The organism is Sinorhizobium glycinis, assembly GCF_001651865.1.
GTDB lineage: Bacteria > Pseudomonadota > Alphaproteobacteria > Rhizobiales > Rhizobiaceae > Sinorhizobium > Sinorhizobium glycinis.
This window is the reverse complement of record NZ_LPUX01000050.1, coordinates 332,426-352,442: the sequence shown is the minus strand read 5'-3', so window position 1 is coordinate 352,442 and position 20,017 is coordinate 332,426. Positions and strand designations below refer to the sequence as shown.

Annotated in this window: 18 protein-coding genes and 1 pseudogene; 15 read left to right on the top strand and 4 right to left on the bottom strand. The window is 62.4% G+C overall.

All coding sequences use genetic code 11. The features are described 5' to 3' along the window. The first annotated feature begins 1 nt into the window (after position 1). From AU381_RS04270 to AU381_RS04250, 5 genes are all read left to right on the top strand, one after another. Complete coding sequence (locus tag AU381_RS04270) at positions 2–1,201, top strand: beta-ketoacyl-ACP synthase (RefSeq protein WP_064240551.1); 1,200 nt, start codon at positions 2–4, stop codon at positions 1,199–1,201. 11 nt (positions 1,202–1,212) lie between these two features. Beyond that, positions 1,213–2,496 (top strand): beta-ketoacyl-ACP synthase, encoded by a 1,284-nt coding sequence (locus AU381_RS04265; RefSeq protein WP_064240550.1) that lies wholly within the window; start codon positions 1,213–1,215, stop codon positions 2,494–2,496. A gap of 275 nt (positions 2,497–2,771) precedes the next feature. Next, entirely contained in the window at positions 2,772–3,800 is a 1,029-nt protein-coding gene (locus tag AU381_RS04260; RefSeq protein WP_064240549.1) for a zinc-binding dehydrogenase, read from the top strand. A gap of 11 nt (positions 3,801–3,811) precedes the next feature. Further along, positions 3,812–4,735, top strand: a complete 924-nt coding sequence (locus tag AU381_RS04255; RefSeq protein ID WP_064240548.1) for a lipid A biosynthesis lauroyl acyltransferase — start codon at positions 3,812–3,814, stop codon at positions 4,733–4,735. 394 nt (positions 4,736–5,129) lie between these two features. Next, on the top strand, positions 5,130–5,840 hold the full coding sequence (locus AU381_RS04250; protein ID WP_064240547.1) for a PAS domain-containing protein: 711 nt from the start codon (positions 5,130–5,132) through the stop codon (positions 5,838–5,840). Positions 5,841–5,944: 104 nt separating this feature from the next. Here the strand turns inward: AU381_RS04250 and AU381_RS04245 are convergent, their stop codons facing one another. Together AU381_RS04245 and AU381_RS04240 are read right to left on the bottom strand one after the other, a co-directional pair. Continuing rightward, positions 5,945–6,298 carry a VOC family protein gene (locus AU381_RS04245; protein ID WP_064240636.1) on the bottom strand — a complete coding sequence of 118 codons (354 nt, stop codon included), beginning with the start codon at positions 6,296–6,298 and terminating at the stop codon, positions 5,945–5,947. Further along, positions 6,299–6,724, bottom strand: a pseudogene (locus AU381_RS04240) (SRPBCC family protein); the annotation flags it as partial. Between the two features lie 348 nt (positions 6,725–7,072). Between AU381_RS04240 and gndA the strand changes: the two are divergent. The 3 genes from gndA (at position 7,073) to AU381_RS04225 (ending at position 9,525) form a co-directional block, all read left to right on the top strand. Continuing rightward, positions 7,073–8,503, top strand: coding sequence for an NADP-dependent phosphogluconate dehydrogenase (gene gndA, locus AU381_RS04235; protein ID WP_064240546.1), 1,431 nt, complete (start codon positions 7,073–7,075; stop codon positions 8,501–8,503). A gap of 100 nt (positions 8,504–8,603) precedes the next feature. Then, positions 8,604–8,873: a hypothetical protein gene (locus AU381_RS04230; RefSeq protein ID WP_064240545.1), complete on the top strand. Its 270-nt coding sequence runs from the start codon at positions 8,604–8,606 to the stop codon at positions 8,871–8,873. A gap of 250 nt (positions 8,874–9,123) precedes the next feature. Beyond that, positions 9,124–9,525 (top strand): SMI1/KNR4 family protein, encoded by a 402-nt coding sequence (locus AU381_RS04225; protein ID WP_064240544.1) that lies wholly within the window; start codon positions 9,124–9,126, stop codon positions 9,523–9,525. A gap of 74 nt (positions 9,526–9,599) precedes the next feature. Here AU381_RS04225 and AU381_RS04220 read toward each other — a convergent pair whose 3' ends face one another. Next, the gene (locus tag AU381_RS04220) at positions 9,600–10,199 is read right to left on the bottom strand and encodes a YdeI/OmpD-associated family protein (RefSeq protein ID WP_064240543.1); all 600 of its coding nucleotides are present in this window, start codon (positions 10,197–10,199) and stop codon (positions 9,600–9,602) included. 222 nt (positions 10,200–10,421) lie between these two features. Between AU381_RS04220 and AU381_RS04215 the strand changes: the two genes are divergently transcribed. Beyond that, entirely contained in the window at positions 10,422–11,096 is a 675-nt protein-coding gene (locus tag AU381_RS04215; RefSeq protein ID WP_064240542.1) for a hypothetical protein, read from the top strand. Between the two features lie 93 nt (positions 11,097–11,189). Continuing rightward, positions 11,190–11,411 (top strand): hypothetical protein, encoded by a 222-nt coding sequence (locus AU381_RS04210; RefSeq protein WP_064240541.1) that lies wholly within the window; start codon positions 11,190–11,192, stop codon positions 11,409–11,411. Positions 11,412–11,429: 18 nt separating this feature from the next. On the opposite strand, the gene AU381_RS04205 is transcribed toward AU381_RS04210, so the two are convergent. Then, the gene (locus AU381_RS04205) at positions 11,430–12,485 is read right to left on the bottom strand and encodes a LacI family transcriptional regulator (RefSeq protein ID WP_064240540.1); all 1,056 of its coding nucleotides are present in this window, start codon (positions 12,483–12,485) and stop codon (positions 11,430–11,432) included. A 507-nt stretch (positions 12,486–12,992) separates the two neighbouring features. On the opposite strand from AU381_RS04205, the gene AU381_RS04200 reads away from it, so the two are divergent. The 5 genes from AU381_RS04200 to AU381_RS04180 all read left to right on the top strand — a co-directional run bounded on the left by AU381_RS04200 (position 12,993) and on the right by AU381_RS04180 (position 19,914). Then, a complete protein-coding gene (locus AU381_RS04200) occupies positions 12,993–14,228 on the top strand; it encodes an ABC transporter substrate-binding protein (RefSeq protein WP_064240539.1) in 1,236 nt (411 codons plus the stop codon). Positions 14,229–14,423: 195 nt separating this feature from the next. Then, positions 14,424–15,332, top strand: coding sequence for a carbohydrate ABC transporter permease (locus AU381_RS04195; protein ID WP_064240538.1), 909 nt, complete (start codon positions 14,424–14,426; stop codon positions 15,330–15,332). Between the two features lies 1 nt (position 15,333). Further along, positions 15,334–16,269 carry a carbohydrate ABC transporter permease gene (locus AU381_RS04190; RefSeq protein WP_064240537.1) on the top strand — a complete coding sequence of 312 codons (936 nt, stop codon included), beginning with the start codon at positions 15,334–15,336 and terminating at the stop codon, positions 16,267–16,269. 6 nt (positions 16,270–16,275) lie between these two features. Further along, entirely contained in the window at positions 16,276–17,361 is a 1,086-nt protein-coding gene (locus tag AU381_RS04185) for an ABC transporter ATP-binding protein (protein ID WP_064240536.1), read from the top strand. An 81-nt stretch (positions 17,362–17,442) separates the two neighbouring features. Next, on the top strand, positions 17,443–19,914 hold the full coding sequence (locus AU381_RS04180) for a beta-mannosidase (protein ID WP_064240635.1): 2,472 nt from the start codon (positions 17,443–17,445) through the stop codon (positions 19,912–19,914). Positions 19,915–20,017: the final 103 nt, after the last annotated feature.

The following is a 20,017-nucleotide window of genomic DNA, read 5'->3' as shown; positions in this document are numbered from 1 at the left end:
GATGACCAAATCCGCAAACGACGTGGTGATCACCGGCGTCGGCATCGTGACCAGCCAGGGCGTCGGCGCCGAGCCGCACGTTGCCCTGCTGAGTGCCGTCGAAGCGCCGAAGGTTCGGGTCGAGACGGAGCGCTTCGCGCCCTATCCGGTCCATCCCCTGCCGGAGATCGACTGGTCCGAGCAGATCGCCAAGCGCGGCGATCAGCGGCAGATGGAAAACTGGCAGCGTCTCGGCGTCTTCGCGGCCGGCCTTGCGCTGGACGATGCGGGGCTCAAGGACAATCTCGAGGCCTGTGGCAGCATGGACATGATCGTCGCCGCCGGCGGCGGCGAGCGCGACATCAATGTCGACTCGCTGATCGTCGACGAGGCCCTGAAGCGCAATGATCGCGAACAGCTTCTGAACGAGAAGCTGACGACGGAGCTCCGCCCGACGCTGTTTCTCGCCCAACTCTCCAATCTTCTCGCCGGCAATATCTCGATCGTCCACAAGGTGACGGGCTCGTCGCGCACCTTCATGGGCGAGGAAGCGGCGGGTATCTCGGCGATGGAAACCGCCTTTGCGCGCATCAAGGCCGGACAGTCGACCCATACGCTCGTCGGCGGCGCCTTTTCGGCCGAACGCCTCGACATCATCCTTTTGATCGAAGCCATCCAGGGCCATGCCCTCGGTGAATGGCACCCGATCTGGTCGCGCAAGCCCGGGAACGGCGGCGGCATGATCCTGGGCTCCGCCGGCGCCTTCCTCGTCCTGGAGTCGCGCGAGTACGCCGAAGCCCGCGGCGCCCGCATCTATGCCACGATCGATGCGATCGAAGGCGATCGCGGCAGCCGCGAGGACGGCCGGCTGGAAGCGCGGCTGAGGGATATGGCACGGCCAGGCGCAGAGCTCGAGCCGCAGTCGACCGTGGTCTTTTCCGGCACGAGCGGCTTCCACGACCTGGCGCGGCGCGAGAAGGTCTTCCTCGAGACGCAGCTTGCCGGGCGGCCGGTCCGTGCCTATGGCGGCCTCGTCGGTCACGGCATCGAGGCGCAATTCCCGGTCGGCATGGCCTTTGCCGCACTTTCGCTCGGGGCTGCGGCCAAGGTTCCGCCCTTCGATCCCGCCGAAGCGCCGATGACGACGCCGGCCAAGACGGCGATCGTCACGACCATCGGCCATGCCCGCGGCGAAGGGATCGCCGTGCTTTCCGCGGAATAAGGAGCTCAAGCATGAGCAAGGCTTATACGGATCACCTCGGCCGTCCGATCGTCGCCGTTACCGGCATGGGTGTCATCACCTCGCTCGGACAGGGGGTGGAGGACAATTGGGCGGCGCTCAGCGGCGGCGTTTCGGGGATTCACAAGATTACCCGCTTCCCGACCGAAGGCCTTTCGACCCGGATCAGCGGTACGGTCGATTTCATCGAGCTTCCGGCCGAGAACGCCGTCGAGCGCTCCTATGCGATGGCACGCGAGACGACCTTGGAAGCGCTTGCGCAGGCTGGCCTCTCCGGCGATTTCAACGGCCCGCTGTTCCTGGCCGCGCCGCCGATCGAACCGGAGTGGAGCGCGCGCTTCGAGCTCGCGGACCGCGCGCCCGCCTCGGAGCGGCCGGGCGACGCCTATAACCGCTTCCTTGCCGCCATGCGTCAGAAGGCCGATCCGGTCTTCCACGAGGCAGTGCTGTTCGGCTCGATCTCCGAGCGGCTCGCCGATCGTTTCGGCACACGCGGCCTGCCGGTCACCCTGTCGACCGCCTGCGCTTCGGGCGCCACCGCCATCCAGCTTGGCGTCGAGGCGATCCGTCAGGGCCGCACTGATCGGGCGCTGACGGTCGCGACCGACGGCTCAGTCAGCGCCGAAGCACTGATCCGCTTCTCGCTGCTTTCGGCGCTCTCGACGCAGAACGATCCGCCGGAAAAGGCGTCGAAGCCCTTCACCAAGGATCGCGACGGCTTCGTGATCGCCGAAGGCGCGGCCACGCTGGTTCTCGAATCGCTCGAAGCGGCAATCGCCCGCGGCGCGCGCGTCTACGGTATCCTGAAGGGCTGCGGTGAAAAGGCCGATCTCTTCCACCGCACGCGCTCCTCGCCCGATGGCGGACCGGCGATCGCGACCATCCGAGCGGCGCTTGCCGATGCCGGTATCGATGAAACCGGCATTGGCTACATCAACGCGCACGGCACCTCGACGCCGGAGAACGACAAGATGGAGTATCTGTCGATGTCGGCCGTGTTCGGTGAACGTCTGCCGTCGATCCCGGTTTCGTCCAACAAGTCTATGATCGGCCACACGCTAACGGCCGCCGGCGCGGTCGAAGCGGTTTTCTCGATCCAGACGATGCTCACCGGCACGCTGCCGCCGACCATCAACTATCAGAACCCGGATCCGGCGATCGTTCTCGACGTCGTGCCGAACGCGAAGCGCAGCCAGCAGGTCACTGCGGTGCTGTCGAATTCCTTCGGCTTCGGCGGCCAGAACGCTAGCCTCGTGATGACCGCCGAGCCGGTTTGAGTCATTTCGAGGACGGTGGCACGGGCGTTAACCCCCCTCTGCCCTGCCGGGCATCTCCCCCACAAGGGGGGAGATTGGATGTGGCACCGCCTTGCCCATCAAGGGACTCTGAACGTGGAGCCTTGGAGCGATAGGCTTGCCGCGGGTCAATCTCCCCCCTTGTGGGGGAAATGGCCGGCAGGCCAGAGGGGGGTGCTGCGCCACCCGACCAATGTGTATATATGCCCAGTCAGCACGGCCCGGCCGCTCGACTATGAACATCTTAAGGAAAGACCATGCGCGCTCTGCAACTGCTCGATGACCGCAAGCTCGAAATCACCGACCTTCCGGAGCCGGAGGCGCCGGGTCCTGGCGAAGTGACGCTGCGGGTCAAGGCGGTTGCGCTCAACCATATCGATGTCTGGGGCTGGCGCGGCATGGCCTTTGCCAAGCGCAAGATGCCGCTGGTCATCGGCGCGGAAGCATCCGGCGTCGTCGAGAGCATCGGTCCGGGTGTGGCGAGCGTTCTGCCGGGCCAGCTCGTTTCGATCTATGGCGCGCGCACCTGCGGCCTCTGCCGTCCCTGCAAGGAAGGGCGCGACAATCTTTGCGAACATGTCGGCGGCGTGCATGGTTTCCACCTCGACGGTTTCGCCCAGGAGAAGATCAACCTGCCGGCGCGTCTGCTGGTGCCCGCACCGCCCGGTGTCGACGCTGTGGGTGCGGCGCTCGCTCCGGTCACCTTCGGGACCGTCGAACACATGCTCTTCGACAATGCCAGGCTCGAGCCGGGTGAGACGATCCTCGTCCACGCCGGCGGTTCCGGCATCGGCTCGGCGGCGATCCAGCTAGCCAAGAAGATCGGTTGCACCGTCATCACCACCGTCGGTTCCGACGACAAGATCGAGAAGGCAAGGGCGCTCGGCGCCGATCATGTCATCAACTATCGCACCGACCGCTTCGAGGGCGTGGTGCGCAAGCTCACCAGGAAGAAGGGCGTCGACGTCGTCTTCGAGCATGTCGGCAAGGACACCTGGGCGGGCTCGATGCTGTCGATGAAGCGGGGCGGGCGGCTCGTCACCTGTGGATCCACGTCAGGCGTCTCCACCGACATGAACCTGATGATGCTTTTCCAACAGCAGTTGAAGCTGCTCGGCTCATTCGGCTGCCGCATGGAGAACATGGCGAACGCCATGCAGAAGATGGCGCGCGGCCTCGTTCATCCGGTCATCGATACGGAGGTCGGCCTGGCCGATATCGATCGCGCCCTCGAGCGGATGGAATCGCGCCAGATCTTCGGCAAAATCATTCTGCGGATGGACTGATCCCGGTGCGGATGCTGATCACACGGCTGGTGCTCGCTGCCGACCGCTTCCGGCAATGGCTGATCGCGCAGTTCGTGTTCCTGCTGCTCAATGTCCTGAAGCTCTTCCCGGCGGACACCGCGATCAATTTCATGGATCGGGTGGTGCGCCGGATCGGGCCGAAGACCAGCCGCCATAAGCTGACGCTCACCAATCTGCGCAATGCCTTTCCGGAGAAGAGCGACGCCGAGATCCAGGAGATTGCGCTCGAAAGCTGGGGCAATATGGGGCGGCTCGCCGCCGAATACGTCTTCCTCGATCGGCTCTTCGACTTCGATCCGTATCGCGCAGAGCCGGGCAGGGTGGAGGTCTCGGGCATTCCGCTCTTCCTGGAACTGCGCGACAATCCGCGACCCTTCATCGTCTTCACGGCGCATAGCGGCAATTTCGAGATGCTTCCGGTTGCGGGGTCCGCCTTTGGCTTGGACGTGACCGTCCTCTTCCGGCCGCCGAACAATCCATACATGGCCGACAAGGTGTTCGAGTTCCGCAAGGAGCGGATGGGCAATCTGGTGCCGTCCCATGCAGGCTCCTCCTTTGCGCTCGCCCGCCAGCTCGAACGCGGCGGCGGCGTTGGCGTGCTGGTCGACCAGAAGTTCCGCAAGGGGCTGAAGACGAAATTTTTCGGGCAGGATGTCCAGACCAATCCTCTCCTCGCGAAACTGGTCCGCCAGTTCAATTGCGAGGTCTACCCGGCCCGTTGCATCCGTCTCCCCGGCGGCCGCTTCCGGCTGGAACTCGAACCGGCAGTCGAAATTCCCCGCAGGACCGATGGCAGCGTCGACGTCACGGCAACGGCGCAGATGCTGAACGACAAGGTCGAGAGCTGGGTCCGGGAATATCCCGGCCAGTGGCTCTGGTATCACGACCGCTGGCGCATCAAGCGGTATCTTTAGCCGGTCCTACCGGGTTTGCCTGAGGTATGATGTCAGTGTCTGCGGCCGGAGAGGCTGGCGCACGCGAAATCGCTGATGGAAGGGTGCCTCGCGCTCCGCCGTCAAGCCACTTCCAATGCTCGCTCGGCGCCTCGCGCGACACCATTCGCCTCTACTCTTGATTGATCCCGCAAAAGTTTGGCGGTCGAAATCGTTTGCGGCCGATCGCCGCTCCCTTCTGCTGTTGAACGAACACGCGATGAGTGTACACTCGTCGTTGTACTGGGGCGTGGAAGGTGCAACGCGGTTTAGCGTCGCATCAGGGTTCGGGAAGAAAATTTAGGGATTTTCAGCTGCACTGACTCGCCTTTGAACGCATTGGCGCGGGGTTCGCCGCGGGAATGAGGTTTTCAAATTGAATGAATTGATTGAGCTATTCTGGTTCAGGTATTCGCAGTTGCGGTATGCGGTGAAGGTGGCAGACGAACATCTGATCGACATCCTCGATCGTGAACTCGATCCCATTCTGAGGGCCGTCTATGACGAGAAAGCCGCGAGCGTCGAAGATGCTCGCCTTCAGTTCCAGTTTGTCGTGGACCTGTTGCGTGCCGAGGCGGACGACATCGCCTGTGTGCTGCGCCACTCGCAATTGCTTAAATCGCTGATCGATCGCTATCTTGCGGCGACGGGGACCGCCGGCCTCACCGGACTCGACCTTGGCCGGGTTCCAAAACTGCCTGCGAAAGGGCGCGCCGACGAAGGGTTGCTCAACGAGGCGATCCTCGACTGTTTTCCCGACCGCGTCGCGGTCATCACGCCGGATTACCGGTATCTCTACACCAATTCCGCGCATGCGAGCCACCTGGAACGCCGGCCGATGGACCTGATCGGCCGGCACGTCGTCGAGTTCATTGGCCTTCAGCGCTTCGAGGAACGCGTCAGGGCGCAACTCGACCGCTGTTTCGCCGGCGAGGTAATCGATTATACCTTTGCCAAGACCGTCGATAGCCGCACTGTCGTCGTTCGCTGCCGCATGACACCCTGCCGATCCTGTGCCGGAAAGCTCATCGGTGCCATCCTGGTCATTCAGGAACATGCCGACAGGCGGAGGGCGGTGGCCGCTTAGAGCCGTGATGTGACGGATGGTTTCATCCTGTAGTGTATCGTCGTCGGCCGCGTCAGCGCGCTTTCCACCCGCCTCGGCGAATGATTCCTGCGCCGCCACCGCCGTTATTGCTTGGACCAGACCGCCAACTCGTAACCATCCGGATCGCTAAAGTGAAAGCGCCGGCCGCCGGGAAAGGCGAAGATCGGCTTGAGGATCGCGCCGCCTGCCGCCTCCACGCGGGCCCGAGCGCCCTCCAGGTCATCGGCATAGATGATGACGAGCGGCCCTCCGCTGCGAACCGCCCCGAGCGTCGTGAAGCCGCCGGTCAGCCGGCCGTCGGCGAACTCGCAATATTCCGGACCGTAATCCTTGAAGGTCCAGCCGAAAGCGCCGCCATAAAAGGCTTTGCTCACCGCGATGTCAGCGACGTTGAATTCGATATAGTCGATGCGACGGTCGTTACCGATCATGGCCATCTCCTCTCCAGTCTTGTGTTTCTCGTCGCCTGTTTCCAGAATGGCCTTCAACGCCGCCAGATCCTTTTCGACCCAGGCGGCGTCGGTCGCGAATTGCTCGTCGCTGATACCGGTCTGTCTCAGCAGCGTGAACATCACTTCCGCGCCGTCGCCATTCGGCACCACCCGGAGCGCGTTGTGGACCTTGGCGCCGTTCTCTAGCGTTACGAGATGGTCGACGACGCCGAGTGCATTTTCGGGAGCGAAGCGGACGCGGGCATTGCCGAGCGGGCCTGGCGCGATCCATTCGTCGCCGTCCCGCGCAAGGCCTGAGGAGAGCCCGGATGCCCAAAGCGGCATCGTCTCCGGGTCGGCCATGAAGGCGTAGACTTCGCGCCAGTCCCGCTCGATCGAAATATGAAGGATTCTAGCGGCCATCGTGGTCATGCGTGTCTCCGTTTCAATACATTGCGCAATCGTCTCGAATGAAACGGCCAATCTCCGGCGCAACTCGATGTTCCGGCCTTCCCAGATTTGTTTCGGCCGATCCGGCTATCTTGAGATGCGTCACCAAAGATGTTCCATTCGCAGGCCATGCATGGCAAGCCGGAGAAGCATTGATTTGTCAGGAATGGCTTGTCGTAAATCGATTTGAGTGCCAAAACAGCCTCCGCCGCCGCATGTCTCATCCGCCACTTTCTCTTTGGATGCCCTACATGCGCAGATCAAATTCAAGGGGTCGGCACACCGCCATCGCTGCGGGGCCAGCCTATCCTGTCCAATGGAGGCAATCACGTGTCACAGGCGGAAATCGGCCTAATCGGTCTCGGCGTCATGGGATCTAACCTGGCGCTCAACATCGCTGAAAAAGGCAACAAGATCGCCGTTTTCAACCGCACGGTTGACTCGACGCGCAAATTCTACGCGGAGGCCGGCGCGCTCAAGGGGCAGATCGTTCCCTGCGAGACCATCGAGGAATTCGTCGCCGCCATCCGCCCGCCGCGTCCGATCATCATCATGATCAAGGCCGGCGATCCTGTCGACCAGCAGATGGAGGCTTTGAAGCCCTATCTTTCCAAGGGCGACATCATGATCGACGCGGGCAACGCCAATTTCCGCGATACGATGCGCCGTTTCGACGGGTTGAAGGACTCGGGCCTCACCTTCATCGGCATGGGTGTTTCCGGTGGCGAGGAGGGCGCACGTCATGGGCCGTCGATCATGGTCGGCGGCACGGAAGAGTCCTACCGCCGCGTCGAGAAGGTGCTGACCTCCATCGCCGCGAAATATGACAGTGACCCCTGCGTCGCCTGGCTCGGCGAAAACGGCGCCGGTCATTTCGTCAAGACGATCCACAACGGCATCGAATATGCCGACATGCAGATGATCGCCGAGATCTACGGCATCCTGCGCGACGGGCTGAAGATGACGGCGCAGGAGATCGGCGAAGTCTTCGGCGCCTGGAACAAGGGGCGGCTCAATTCCTACCTGATCGAGATCACCGAAAAGGTGCTGAAGGCCGCCGATCCGCTGACCGGCAAGCCGATCGTCGATTTGATCCTCGACAAGGCCGGCCAGAAGGGCACCGGCAAATGGTCGGTGATCGAGGCGCAGAACATGGGCGTTCCCGCGACCGCCATCGAAGCGGCCGTCGCCGCCCGCAGTATCTCCTCCGCGAAGGAGGAGCGCGAGGCGGCCGAGAAGATCCTCCGCCTGCCGCCGGTCGGCGAATTCAACGTGGCTGACAGGCAGGCCTTCATCGAGGATCTGGAGAACGCGCTGCTTGCCGCCAAGATCGGCGCCTATGCGCAGGGCTTCGCGGTGATGTCGGCAGCGTCGAAGGAGTTCAACTGGAACCTGCCGATGCCGACGATCGCCAGGATCTGGCGCGCCGGCTGCATCATCCGCTCGCAGTTCCTCGATGAGATCACCACCGCCTTCACCAAGGCGCCGGATGCGGCGAATCTGATCGTGACGCCTGCCTTCGCGGCGATGGTCAAGGAGACCGACGGGGCTCTGCGCCGCGTCGTCTCCGCGGCGGTGCTCGGCGGCCTGCCGGTGCCGGCGCTCGCCTCGGCGCTCGGCTATTTCGACAGCTATCGCCGCGGCCGCGGCACGGCCAACGTCATCCAGGCGCAGCGCGACTTCTTCGGTGCCCACGGCTTCGACCGCGTGGACGGCGCCGACAGCCACCACGGTCCGTGGGGCAGCGGGCTGAACGCGTAGGATCAGTTTAGTTCATTTGTACCAAAGGAAGGGTGGCGCCGGTCGCCCTTTCACGACATGCTCACGGCGTCTCAAGCAAGGGAGCAATCGGGAAGGCAACATGAAATTCAGGGTGATCGAAGGGGGCAAGGCGATCGACACTAGGTCCGGCACCGGGCCGGCATGCATCCGCAGCGAGGCGGAGCGGCGCATAAGGGCGTCAGGCTACGAGCAATGGCGGGTACGCAGCCTCGCCACTGGAGCGCCGATTCCGCATTCAATCCGCTATCTGAAGATACAGATCGATTTCGTTGCCGAGAAACTCGGACAGCTCAATCCGATCCCGACGGATTTTACCGACGACAAATATTGGCCGGCTGTGAGCATATGAAGCATACGGCCCCGGATTTGCGCGGTACGGCTTCGCCCGCATCGACGGCGCCGACAGCCACCCAGGCCGTGGGCACTGGGTTGAACGTCTAGCGGAACTGATTTTTGGGGGAATGGGGGAAATGGGGCGGCCAAACATGCGCCGCCCCATTCGTTTTGGCAGGACGTCAGGCGTTGGAAGTAACTGAGAGGTTACCGGCGAATGGAAGAGAAGATAGATCCGGAAGTCTGGGGGCTGGTATCGGCGATTCGTGCGTGATCGCGATGACCACACGACATCGAATTTGTTCGTCCCTCGCGGCGAAGCTGAGATCCAGGATTTCGAGCGTGAGTTCGGGGACGTTCTGCCGTCTGCATATCTCGCCTTCTTGCGACAGATTGGGACCGGATGGCTGACAGAGGATATCACCGGCGGGGACACCTATGACTACGAGAATTCCTTCCTGAGCACAGCTGCGATTGCCGAGATATTACGCCGTAGCTCGGTCGAGTGGAGCATTTACCCGGATTTCATCGACGAAGACGAGGTTCCCTTCTTCAGCTGGGAAACAATTCGGTTCTGGTTTTCAGGCGAGGGCACGGAACCGCTGTTTATTATCCTTTCGGGAGGTCCGCATTTGCACGGAACTTCAACCAATTTCTTGCGCGCTTGATGACGGATTGTACCTTCTACAGATAGCTGTTCAGGCTGGGGTGACTCGCCGCAGAAAAACAGGGCTCGGCCGCCTCACTTCTTCCCCTGCGGATAAATCGTCTCGCCGCGCTTGAGCATTTCCACAAAGGTCTCGATCTTCTTCTTCCGGCCGGCTTGCGTCTTCATGTTATGGGTGCGGAAGGCAATGGCGAAACGGTTCTGCTCGCTGAGCTTGCCGAGCATCTCTTTCGCCTTGGGTTCAGCATCGATCGCGGCCTGGAGATCGTCGGGGATCTTCATATCCTTGCCGCTCTTGTAAGCGCGGCTCCAACGGCCGTCGGCCTTTGCCATCTCGACCTGCCTGAGACCGTGCTCGGTCATCCGGCCTTCATCGATCAGCCGAGCGACATTGTCGACATTGATCTGGCTCCAGGTGCTCTTCCGGCCGCGCGGGGTGTAGCGCTGCAGATAGCTCGTCTCGTCGAGCCCTTTGCGAACGCCGTCGATCCAGCCCCAGCAGAGCACCACGTCGATGGCTTCCTTGGGCGTGATCGACTTGAGCCCCGAAGCCACTTTGTGGATCTTGATCCAGACCTCGTCCTCCCTGTCGTGGTGTTTGCCCAGCCAATTGTAGAAACGCTCGGCGGCGTCGAACGCATGCACCTTTTTGGGATCGACGTTCACGGGCGGCATGAGGCAACTTTCCTCCTGTCGGCTGCACTTTGAAGCGGTGATGTAGCCTACAAGGCGGCGCTTCTGCCTTCCAGCCCTTAAACTCCGCAAGTACGCGCGCAAGAGGTAATGGCAAAACCAGGTTAGCGCGACTGGCGCCCGAGACGAGGTCGTGAGAAGGTAAGGCCAAACGCGCCAGCAGGCCAGTATTTCGGCGACGTAACCCTACAGGAGGAGGATTGCATGCCTGCGGTGTCGAACCTGAGCTACGATGATTGGCTCGAGCATGCGTTCAGCCACTCGATCCGGCCGCACGGCAACCCCTGGTTCTTCGATGAAGACCCTCCCTGGTGGGATCCCGAGCCGCCTGTCGCCATCGATTACTTCACGAGGCTCTTTTCGACGACCGAACACTCGCTGGCCTTCTTCTCCGACGCGCAGATCGCCCAAGGCCTCACCTACCTGCTCAGCACCAGCGCCTCGGGCGATAACGGCTGGTTCTACAAGACTTCCACGTCCACGGCAGCCCGGCTGCGCTGCGTAGAAGCCATCGAGAACCTCTTCACCGACCTGTTCGCACCGCGCTGCGCCGCTGTGTTGGGTCACATCGACGAACCCGGCGCGGCTCCCCTGAACGCCGTCTGCTACATGTGGTGGGACGAGTTCCCATGTCTGGCGCTTGCCGACGATCCGACTTTCGATCTCATGCACAGGGCGGCGATCGGCGTCATGCGTCGAACCCTAAGGCTCGACTCGATTGCATGTCAGGAGGCAGCCCTCCACGGTCTCGGCCATTGGGCGCGGAACCGCCCGGACGAGGTCGCCGCGAGTATCGATGAATTCCTCGGCGACGGGCGCAGCAAGCGCGCCGAGATCGTCTCCTACGCCCGATCCGCGAGATGCGGCTGCGTACTTTGAGACGTTCTTAGACTCTTGCGTCCATTTTCACGTGCGGCCGTCCTTGTCGGTGCCGCGCTCGGGGCGGCCGCCAAGGTGTAGACTTGCTGCCCAGTGCCGACGGATGAAGCAAAGGGGCGCCATCCGGCTGTTGTTCTGGCTGCCGACGTCGCTGGCTACAGCCGTCTGATGTCAGAAGACGAAGAGGCGACGCTCAGCGTCCTTACCAAGTATCAGGAGATCATCGCGGGGCTCGTCTCGCGCTTCGTCAATCCGGAGCAACGCGAACGGATACGCGAAAGTCTGCGCAAAGGCGGCTGGCAGGGCCGATGGTAGTCGGCTGACGGATTCCTTTCAGCGCAACGACGCCATCGGCGGCTGAAACTCCGGCTGGCTGAGGCTCTGCAGTGTTTCGGGCGGGCGGCCTTCGATATGGCCGATCACGGCCCTGGCGAGTTCACGCCCGGCCACGCGGATATCCTCGTACATGGTCATGACCTCCGGACGCAGCCAGCGCAGGAAGTCGCTCGGGACCTTGGAGACCATGTCGGCGTCCTCGCCAAGCTTCTTTCGCGCCGCCTCGATGCCTGCAATCAGTGCAATCGCACCCGAACCGCTGCCGGAGACGATGCCATCCGGAGCGTCCGCAGAATCCATCAGCTTTTCGAAGGCGTCGCGGATCGCGACGAGGCTGTAATCGATGTTGACCTGGTGGAAGCTGACCGATTCCGCGCCGAAATCCTTGAGACCACGTTCGAAGCCGGTGCGCATATGCGAATGGAAGGTGAGGTGCGGCGGCGGCTCCAAGAGCACCAGCCGGCGCCTGCCGCGCTCGACGAGCCTGCGCACGGCCTCGTAGGCGAAGCGCTCGTTGTCGAAGTCGTGATAGGGATGCACGATCCCCATTTCGGTCCGTCCGTGCGTCGCAAACGGCAGTTGACGCTCGGTGAGCAGGGTCACGCGTGGGTCGTGCGGCTCCATGCGCGAGATGATCACGCCGTCCGCGGCTCCGGTGTCGAGAATGTAGCGGATGGGGCCGAGCGGATCCTTGGAGGAACTGTAGGGCGTCACGACCAGGTGGTACGGCGTGCCGGCGAGGATTTCGGTGATGCCGATGACCATCGGGCTGGTGATGCCCATGATCTCTTCCTCAAGCGTCAAAACGAGGCTGATGACATTGGTCTTGCCGGTTCTGAGACGCACGCCGGCGCGGTTCGGTTGATAGCCGATCTGCTTCGCGACCAGGCGCACGCGCTCCTTTGTCTCGGCGCCGATATCGGGCGCATCCTTCAGCGCGCGCGAAACGGTGGTGATGCCGAGCCCGGTCATGAAGGCAATCGTCTTCAATGTCGGCCTGGCGCCCTCCGTTGGCGGGACTCCCGCTGGCCTGTTCCTCGTCCTGCCTTCCATAAAGCCCGCTTTCCCCGACCCTCCAAAGCAACCGTTACGGTCCGCAGAACGCGGTGCCCGTATCTTTGCGATCGCCCGTCTCCTCGCCCCAGTCTCTGCCTTATATACGATTTGTCAGGGGTGACCATATTCGGCGGAGCGGAAGGGCGCCTTGAAATCTGTAACGATACAGTAGCGATGTCGAGCTTTTTCGTTGCTGCAGTGCGAAGAACCTAAACAAGGGGTTGAATCTGCGACCCGCGGCGCTCGATGCTGCATGTGCGAAGCGGAGGCTGGAAACTCGACTTCGTCGTCCGGTAATTTCCGTTTTTAACACAAGTGTTTAGATGGAAATTTCCCGGCGTAGGCGATATGTGGGCCGGGAGGGATGGGACGTCTCCCGCGGTCGATAAATGCAATCATGGGATGTTGCGATTTAGTAAATTTGAATTATCCGTTGTGGGTGTTGCGTCGGCAATTGGATTGAACTAAGTTTTTCCGGTAACGTTACAGTGAGGGAGGAGACTCATGAAATTACGTTCTTTGGCCGGCGCTCTGGCCGCAACCGTGGCACTGCCGTTCGGCCTGGCTCAGGCAACCGACCTGGAGGTCACCCATTGGTGGACGTCCGGCGGCGAGGCCGCAGCGGTCGCCGAACTGGCGAAGGCCTTCGACGCGACCGGCAACAAATGGGTCGACGGCGCGATCGCCGGCTCCGGTGGCACGGCGCGGCCGATCATGATCAGCCGCATCACTGGCGGCGACCCGATGGGCGCAACCCAGTTCAACCATGGCCGTCAGGCGGAAGAACTGGTGCAGGCGGGCCTGATGCGCGACTTGACCGATGTCGCCACGCGCGAAAACTGGAAGGAGATCGTCAAGCCATCCAGCCTGCTCGACTCCTGCACGATCGAAGGCAAGATCTATTGCGCGCCCGTCAACATCCACTCCTGGCAATGGCTGTGGCTCTCGAATGCCGCCTTTAAGCAGGCAGGCGTTCCGGTGCCGAAGAACTGGGACGAGTTCGTTGCGGCCGGGCCGGCGCTCGAGAAGGCCGGCATCATACCGCTTGCCGTCGGCGGTCAGCCGTGGCAGGCGGCCGGTGCGTTCGACGTCCTGATGGTGGCGATTGCCGGCAAGGACGTCTTCGAGCAGGTCTTTGCCAAGAAGGATGAGGAAGTCGCAGCCGGACCGGAGATCGCCAAGGTCTTCAAGGCTGCCGACGATGCACGTCGCCTGTCGAAGGGCACCAATGTTCAGGACTGGAACCAGGCGACGAACCTGGTGATCACCGGCAAGGCCGGCGGCCAGATCATGGGCGACTGGGCTCAGGGCGAGTTCCAGGTGGCGGGCCAGAAGGCAGGAGTTGATTATACGTGCCTTCCGGGTCTCGGCGTCAATGAAGTGATCTCGACCGGCGGCGATGCATTCTACTTCCCGCTGCTCGAGGACGAGGAGAAGTCGAAGGCGCAGGAAGTGCTGGCATCGACGCTCCTCAATCCGAAAACGCAAGTCGCCTTCAATTTGAAGAAGGGCTCGCTGCCGGTGCGCAGCGACGTGGACCTCGCAACCGCCAACGACTGCATGAAGAAGGGGCTAGAAATTCTCGCCAAGGGCAACGTGATCCAGGGAACCGACCAACTGCTTTCGGCCGATAGTCAGAAGCAAAAGGAAGACCTCTTCTCCGAGTTCTTTGCAAACGCCTCCATGACGCCCGAAGACGCGCAGAAGCGCTTCGCGGAAATCATCGCCGCGGCGGATTGATCGAAGCTTCCTGACGGCCTCGCTGCTGCGAGGCCGTCGCTCGCCCTTTCGCCGTGCTCGGATGCCGCTGAGAATGAGTTGGGCATGGCAGACAAGGGCAGAAGCCACGTCCGTGGTCGGCGTTGAAGATCGGCGGCTTGCTCGTCGCCGGTGCCGCGCGCCGCCAGACATTGTCGCAGTTTCGGAGGAGGAAACATGACGGCTCTCACACGTGGTTCGGTCAGGCCGAACCAGTGGCTGCGCAACCTGAATGCGAAGATCGCCTCGATTCCGATGATCCTGACAGCCGTGGTCATATTCCTCGGCGGCACGATCTGGACCGTCGTCTACTCGTTCACCAATTCAAAATTGCTGCCGCGCCTCTCGTTTGTAGGCCTCGACCAGTACGAGCGGCTGTGGGCGGCGCCGCGCTGGATCATCTCGATCCAGAACCTTGCGGTCTACGGGTTCTTCTCGCTGGTCTTCAGCCTGGTGATCGGCTTCGTGCTCGCCGCGCTGATGGACCAGAAAATCCGCTTCGAGAATACCTTCCGCACGATCATGCTCTATCCCTTTGCCCTGTCCTTCATCGTGACCGGGCTGGTTTGGCAGTGGCTCCTCAATCCGCAATTCGGCATCCAGTCGATCGTGCGGTCGCTTGGTTGGACAAGCTTCTCCTTCGACCCGCTCTACGATGCCGACATCGTTATTTACGGCATCCTGATCGCCGCGCTCTGGCAGGGGACGGGTCTCGTCATGTGCCTGATGCTCGCGGGCCTCCGCGGCATCGACGAGGACATCTGGAAGGCAGCACGCGTGGACGGCATCCCGATGTGGAAGACCTATGTGCTGATCATCATCCCGATGATGCGCGGCGTCTTCATCACCACGCTGGTGATCATCGCGAGCGGCATCGTCAAGGTCTACGACCTCGTCGTGGCGCAAACGAGCGGCGGCCCCGGCATCGCATCCGAAGTGCCTGCCAAATACGTCTACGACTACATGTTCCAAGCCCAGAACCTGGGCCAGGGTTTCGCCGCCTCCACCATGATGCTGATCACCGTCGCCATCATCATCGTGCCGTGGGCATATCTGGAATTCGGAGGAGGCCGCAAGCGTGGATAACATGTTCGCAAGCAACAACACGCTTACTGCCTATGAGAAGGAAACCAGGCGGATCGAAGCCGGTCCCAGCGGCCGCAAGCCGCGCCGCCGGCTCTCGCGACGCAACATCATCGTCTACGGCACCCTGATCGTCGTCGCCCTCTATTACCTGCTGCCGCTCTACGTGATGATCGTGACGTCGCTCAAAGGCATGCCGGAAATCCGCGTCGGCAACATCTTCGCGCCGCCGCTGGAGATCACCTTCGAGCCCTGGGTGAAGGCCTGGGCCGAGGCTTGCACCGGTCTCAATTGCGACGGGCTCTCCCGCGGCTTCTGGAATTCGGTGCGCATCACCGTGCCTTCGGTGATCATCTCGATCGCGGTCGCCTCTGTGAACGGCTACGCTCTGGCGAACTGGCGCTTCAAGGGGGCCGAGCTTTTCTTCACCATCCTGGTCGTCGGCGCCTTCATTCCCTATCAGGTGATGATCTATCCGATCGTGATCGTGCTCAGGGAAATGGGCGTCTACGGAACGCTGACTGGCCTCGTCATCGTGCATACGATCTTCGGCATGCCGATCCTCACCCTCCTGTTCCGCAATTACTTCGCGGGCTTGCCCGAGGAACTCTTCAAGGCGGCACGCGTGGACGGTGCCGGGTTCTGGACGATCTACTTCAAGATCATGCTGCCGATGTCGCTGCCGATTTTCGTGGTGGCGATGATCCTGCAGGTGACCGGCATCTGGAACGACTTCCTGTTCGGCGTCGTCTTCACGCGGCCGGAGTATTACCCGATGACCGTCCAGCTCAACAACATCGTCAACTCGGTGCAGGGCGTGAAGGAATACAACGTCAACATGGCGGCAACGATCCTGACGGGGGCAGTTCCGCTCGTCGTCTACTTCGTCTCCGGACGGCTCTTTGTCCGCGGCATCGCGGCCGGTGCAGTGAAAGGATAAGCAAGCATGACAAGTGTTTCCGTCAGGGATCTGTCACTGAACTTCGGTGCCGTCACGGTTCTCGACAAGCTTAATCTCGACATCGACCATGGCGAATTCCTCGTTCTGCTCGGTTCGTCCGGCTGCGGAAAGTCGACGCTGCTCAACTGCATCGCCGGCCTGCTCGACGTGTCCGACGGGCAGATCTTCATCAAGGATCGCAACGTCACCTGGGAGGAGCCGAAGGACCGCGGCATCGGCATGGTGTTCCAGTCCTACGCGCTCTATCCGCAGATGACCGTCGAGAGGAACCTTTCCTTCGGTTTGCAGGTCGCCAAGATTCCGCAGCCGGAAATCGACAAGCGTGTGAAGCGTGCCGCGGCCATCCTGCAAATCGAAGCATTACTCAAGCGGAAGCCGTCGGAGCTATCGGGCGGGCAGCGGCAGCGCGTGGCGATCGGCCGGGCACTGGTGCGCGACGTCGACGTCTTCCTCTTCGACGAGCCGCTGTCGAACCTCGATGCCAAGCTGCGCTCCGAACTGCGCGTTGAGATCAAGCGGCTGCACCAGTCGCTGAAGAACACGATGATCTACGTCACGCATGACCAGATCGAGGCGCTGACGCTTGCCGACCGCATCGCCGTGATGAAGAGCGGCGTCATCCAGCAGCTCGCCGACCCGATGACGATCTACAACGCCCCGGAAAACCTGTTCGTCGCCGGCTTCATCGGCTCGCCGTCGATGAACTTCTTCCGCGGCGACGTGGAGGCGAAGGACGGCCGCAGTTTCGTGCGGGTCGACGGCGTCGCCTTCGACGTCACCGCCTATCCGGCACGCACAAAACTGCAACCCGGTCAGAAGGTGGTCCTCGGCCTGAGGCCGGAACACGTCAGGGTCGACGAGGCGAGTGAGGGTCATGAGATGCACCAGGCGGTCGTCGACATCGAGGAGCCGATGGGCGCCGACAATCTCCTGTGGCTGAGGCTTGCCGGCCAATCCATGTCGGTCCGGATCGCCGGCCAGCGGCGCTACCCTCCGGGCAGCACGGTGCGCCTCTCCTTCGACATGGCGGTCGCCTCCATCTTCGACGCCGTCAGCGAAAACCGTCTTTGACCGAAAACCGATGGGCCGCTGAAGGCCTCTCATCGGATGAAAGCCGGCGCGAGATCACCCGCCAACCAATGGATCATGGGAATGCCTTCCGAAATCAATCGCGACGCCATCCGTATCGACCTTTCCGGCGATTGGCTGCTCGCTTCGGCCGACAACAGCCATGCATTGACGATCGCGCTGCCGGGCGACGTGCACAGCGCGCTCCAGCGCGCCGGCATCATTGCCGACCCCTATCACGGCCGGAACGAGGCGGACGTCCAATGGGTCGCACATAAGGACTGGGTGCTCGAGCGCACCGTGGCGATCGACGCGGGCGATCTCGAAGGGCACTGGTACCTCGATTTCGAGAGCATCGACACTGTCGCCTCGGTTTTCGTCAACGACCGGCTCGTCTTGCAGGCGGACAATTGCTTCCGGCGCCATCGCCCCGATGTTTCGCAGGCGCTTGTCGCCGGAGAGAACCGAATCCGCATCCTGCTTCATTCCTCGATTGCCGACGGCGCACGGCGCCAGGCGGCGCAGCCCTTTTACGTGCCCTATCACGACGGCAACTCGCCGATCGCCAACGGCAATATGCTGCGCAAGCCGCAATGCCATTTCGGCTGGGATTGGAACATCGCCATCGCGCCGCTCGGCGTCTATGGCGCGCTGGCACTCCGTCGGCTGGAGACGGCGCGGATCGAACATGTTACCACGCACCAAGTCTTGCTGGAGGATGGCTCTGTCGATCTGCAGGTGACGGTGGAGCTCTATGCCCGCAACCCGGGCATCCTGCCGATCCATTTCGAACTCGACGGCCTGCGCGAGCGCCTCGACTGCAGCGTTGCCGCGGGCGAGACACGCATCACCCATGTGTTCAACGTGGCGGAGCCCAGACTTTGGTGGCCGGCCGGCAGCGGCGAGCAGGCGCTCTCCACCCTCAAGGTGGAAACGCCCGAGGAAAGCGTCACGCGCCTGATCGGCTTCCGCACGCTCGAACTCGCCACCGACAGGGACGAGGCCGGCAGCCGTTTTGCGCTGCGCGTCAACGGCCGCGAGATTTTCTGCCGCGGCGCCAACTGGATACCGGCGGATGCGCTGATGTCGCGCGTCACGCCGGAGCGCGTCGGGGATCTGTTGCGCTCCGCGGTCGAAGCCAACATGAACATGATCCGCGTCTGGGGCGGCGGCTTCTACGAGCCGGATTGGTTCTACGATCTCTGCGATCGGCTCGGCCTGCTCGTCTGGCAGGACTTCATGTTCGCCTGCAATCTCTACCCGTCGACCCCGGACTTCCTCGAGAACGTCGCCGCGGAAGTGGATTATCAGGTGAAGCGGCTTCAGTCCCACCCGTCGATCGCGCTCTGGTGCGGCGACAACGAACTCGTCGGGGCGCTCACCTGGTTCGAGGAAAGCCGCAAGGATCGCGACCGCTATCTCGTTTCCTACGACCGGCTGAACCGAACCGTGGAGACGGCGATGAAGGCGGCCTCGCCGGAAGCGATCTGGTGGCCGTCGAGCCCTTCGGTCGGCCATCTCAATTTCGGCGATGCCTGGCATGCCGATGGTTCAGGCGACATGCACTACTGGTCCGTCTGGCACGAGAACAAGTCGTTCGACAATTACCGCACCGTGCGGCCGCGCTTCTGCTCGGAATTCGGCTTCCAGTCCTATACGTCGATGCCGGTGATCCGGCAGTTCGCCGAGGCCCGCGACCTGAACATCGCCTCGCCGGTGATGGAGGCGCACCAGAAGAATGCTGGCGGCAACGAGCGGATCGCCGGCACCATGTTCCGCTATTTCCGCTTTCCGAAGGACTTTCCGAGCTTCGTCTATCTGAGCCAGATCCAGCAGGGCCTGGCGATCCGCACGGCCGTCGATTACTGGCGCTCGCTGAAGCCCCATTGCATGGGGACGCTCTACTGGCAGCTCAACGACACCTGGCCGGTCGCCTCCTGGTCGAGCCTCGACTATGGCGGTCATTGGAAGACCATGCACTACATGGCGCGGCGCTTCTTCCAGCCGGTCGCCGTCGCCGCCGTTCCGTCGGCGGACGGCCGGGAAATCGCCTTCTCAGTGGTAAACGACACGGCCGAGCCGGTGACGATCGAGCTCGAGACCTCCCTCGTATCGCTCGACGGCAGCCGCCGTCCGCTGCTGGCCGCCATGGGCTCCTGCTCGCCGGACAAGGCGGCAACGCTTGTGACCATCGCCGCAAGCGACATTCCTCGGGATACACTGCTCTTCTGGTCCTTCGAGGCATCGAACGGCATGCGCGGCGAGGGGCATTACGTCCGTGGCACCTACAAGGCGCTCGATCTTGTGGCCTCCGGCCTGAGGATCGAGGCGGCGCCGCGGCCGGACGGCTCCTTCGACGTGTCGGTCAGTGCGGCTGGTCTTGCCCTGCATGTCATGGTCGAGGCGGATGTCGAAGGCCGCTATTCCGACAATGCCTTCGATCTGACGGCCGGCCAATCCAAGGCCATTCGCTTTACGCCAAAGGCGCCGCTCGCCGAGGGCGTGGTGCCGCGTTTCGGTGCCTACGACCTCGAATCCTGCCAGGGAAAAGAGTGACGGATGAGGCGCATCCCGGCAAGTGCTCGCGGCTCCCCGAAATCCCGACAGTTGGGCGTTCGTCGTTTCCATTTTCCAGCAATCCTTCCTGCAAAGCCCCACG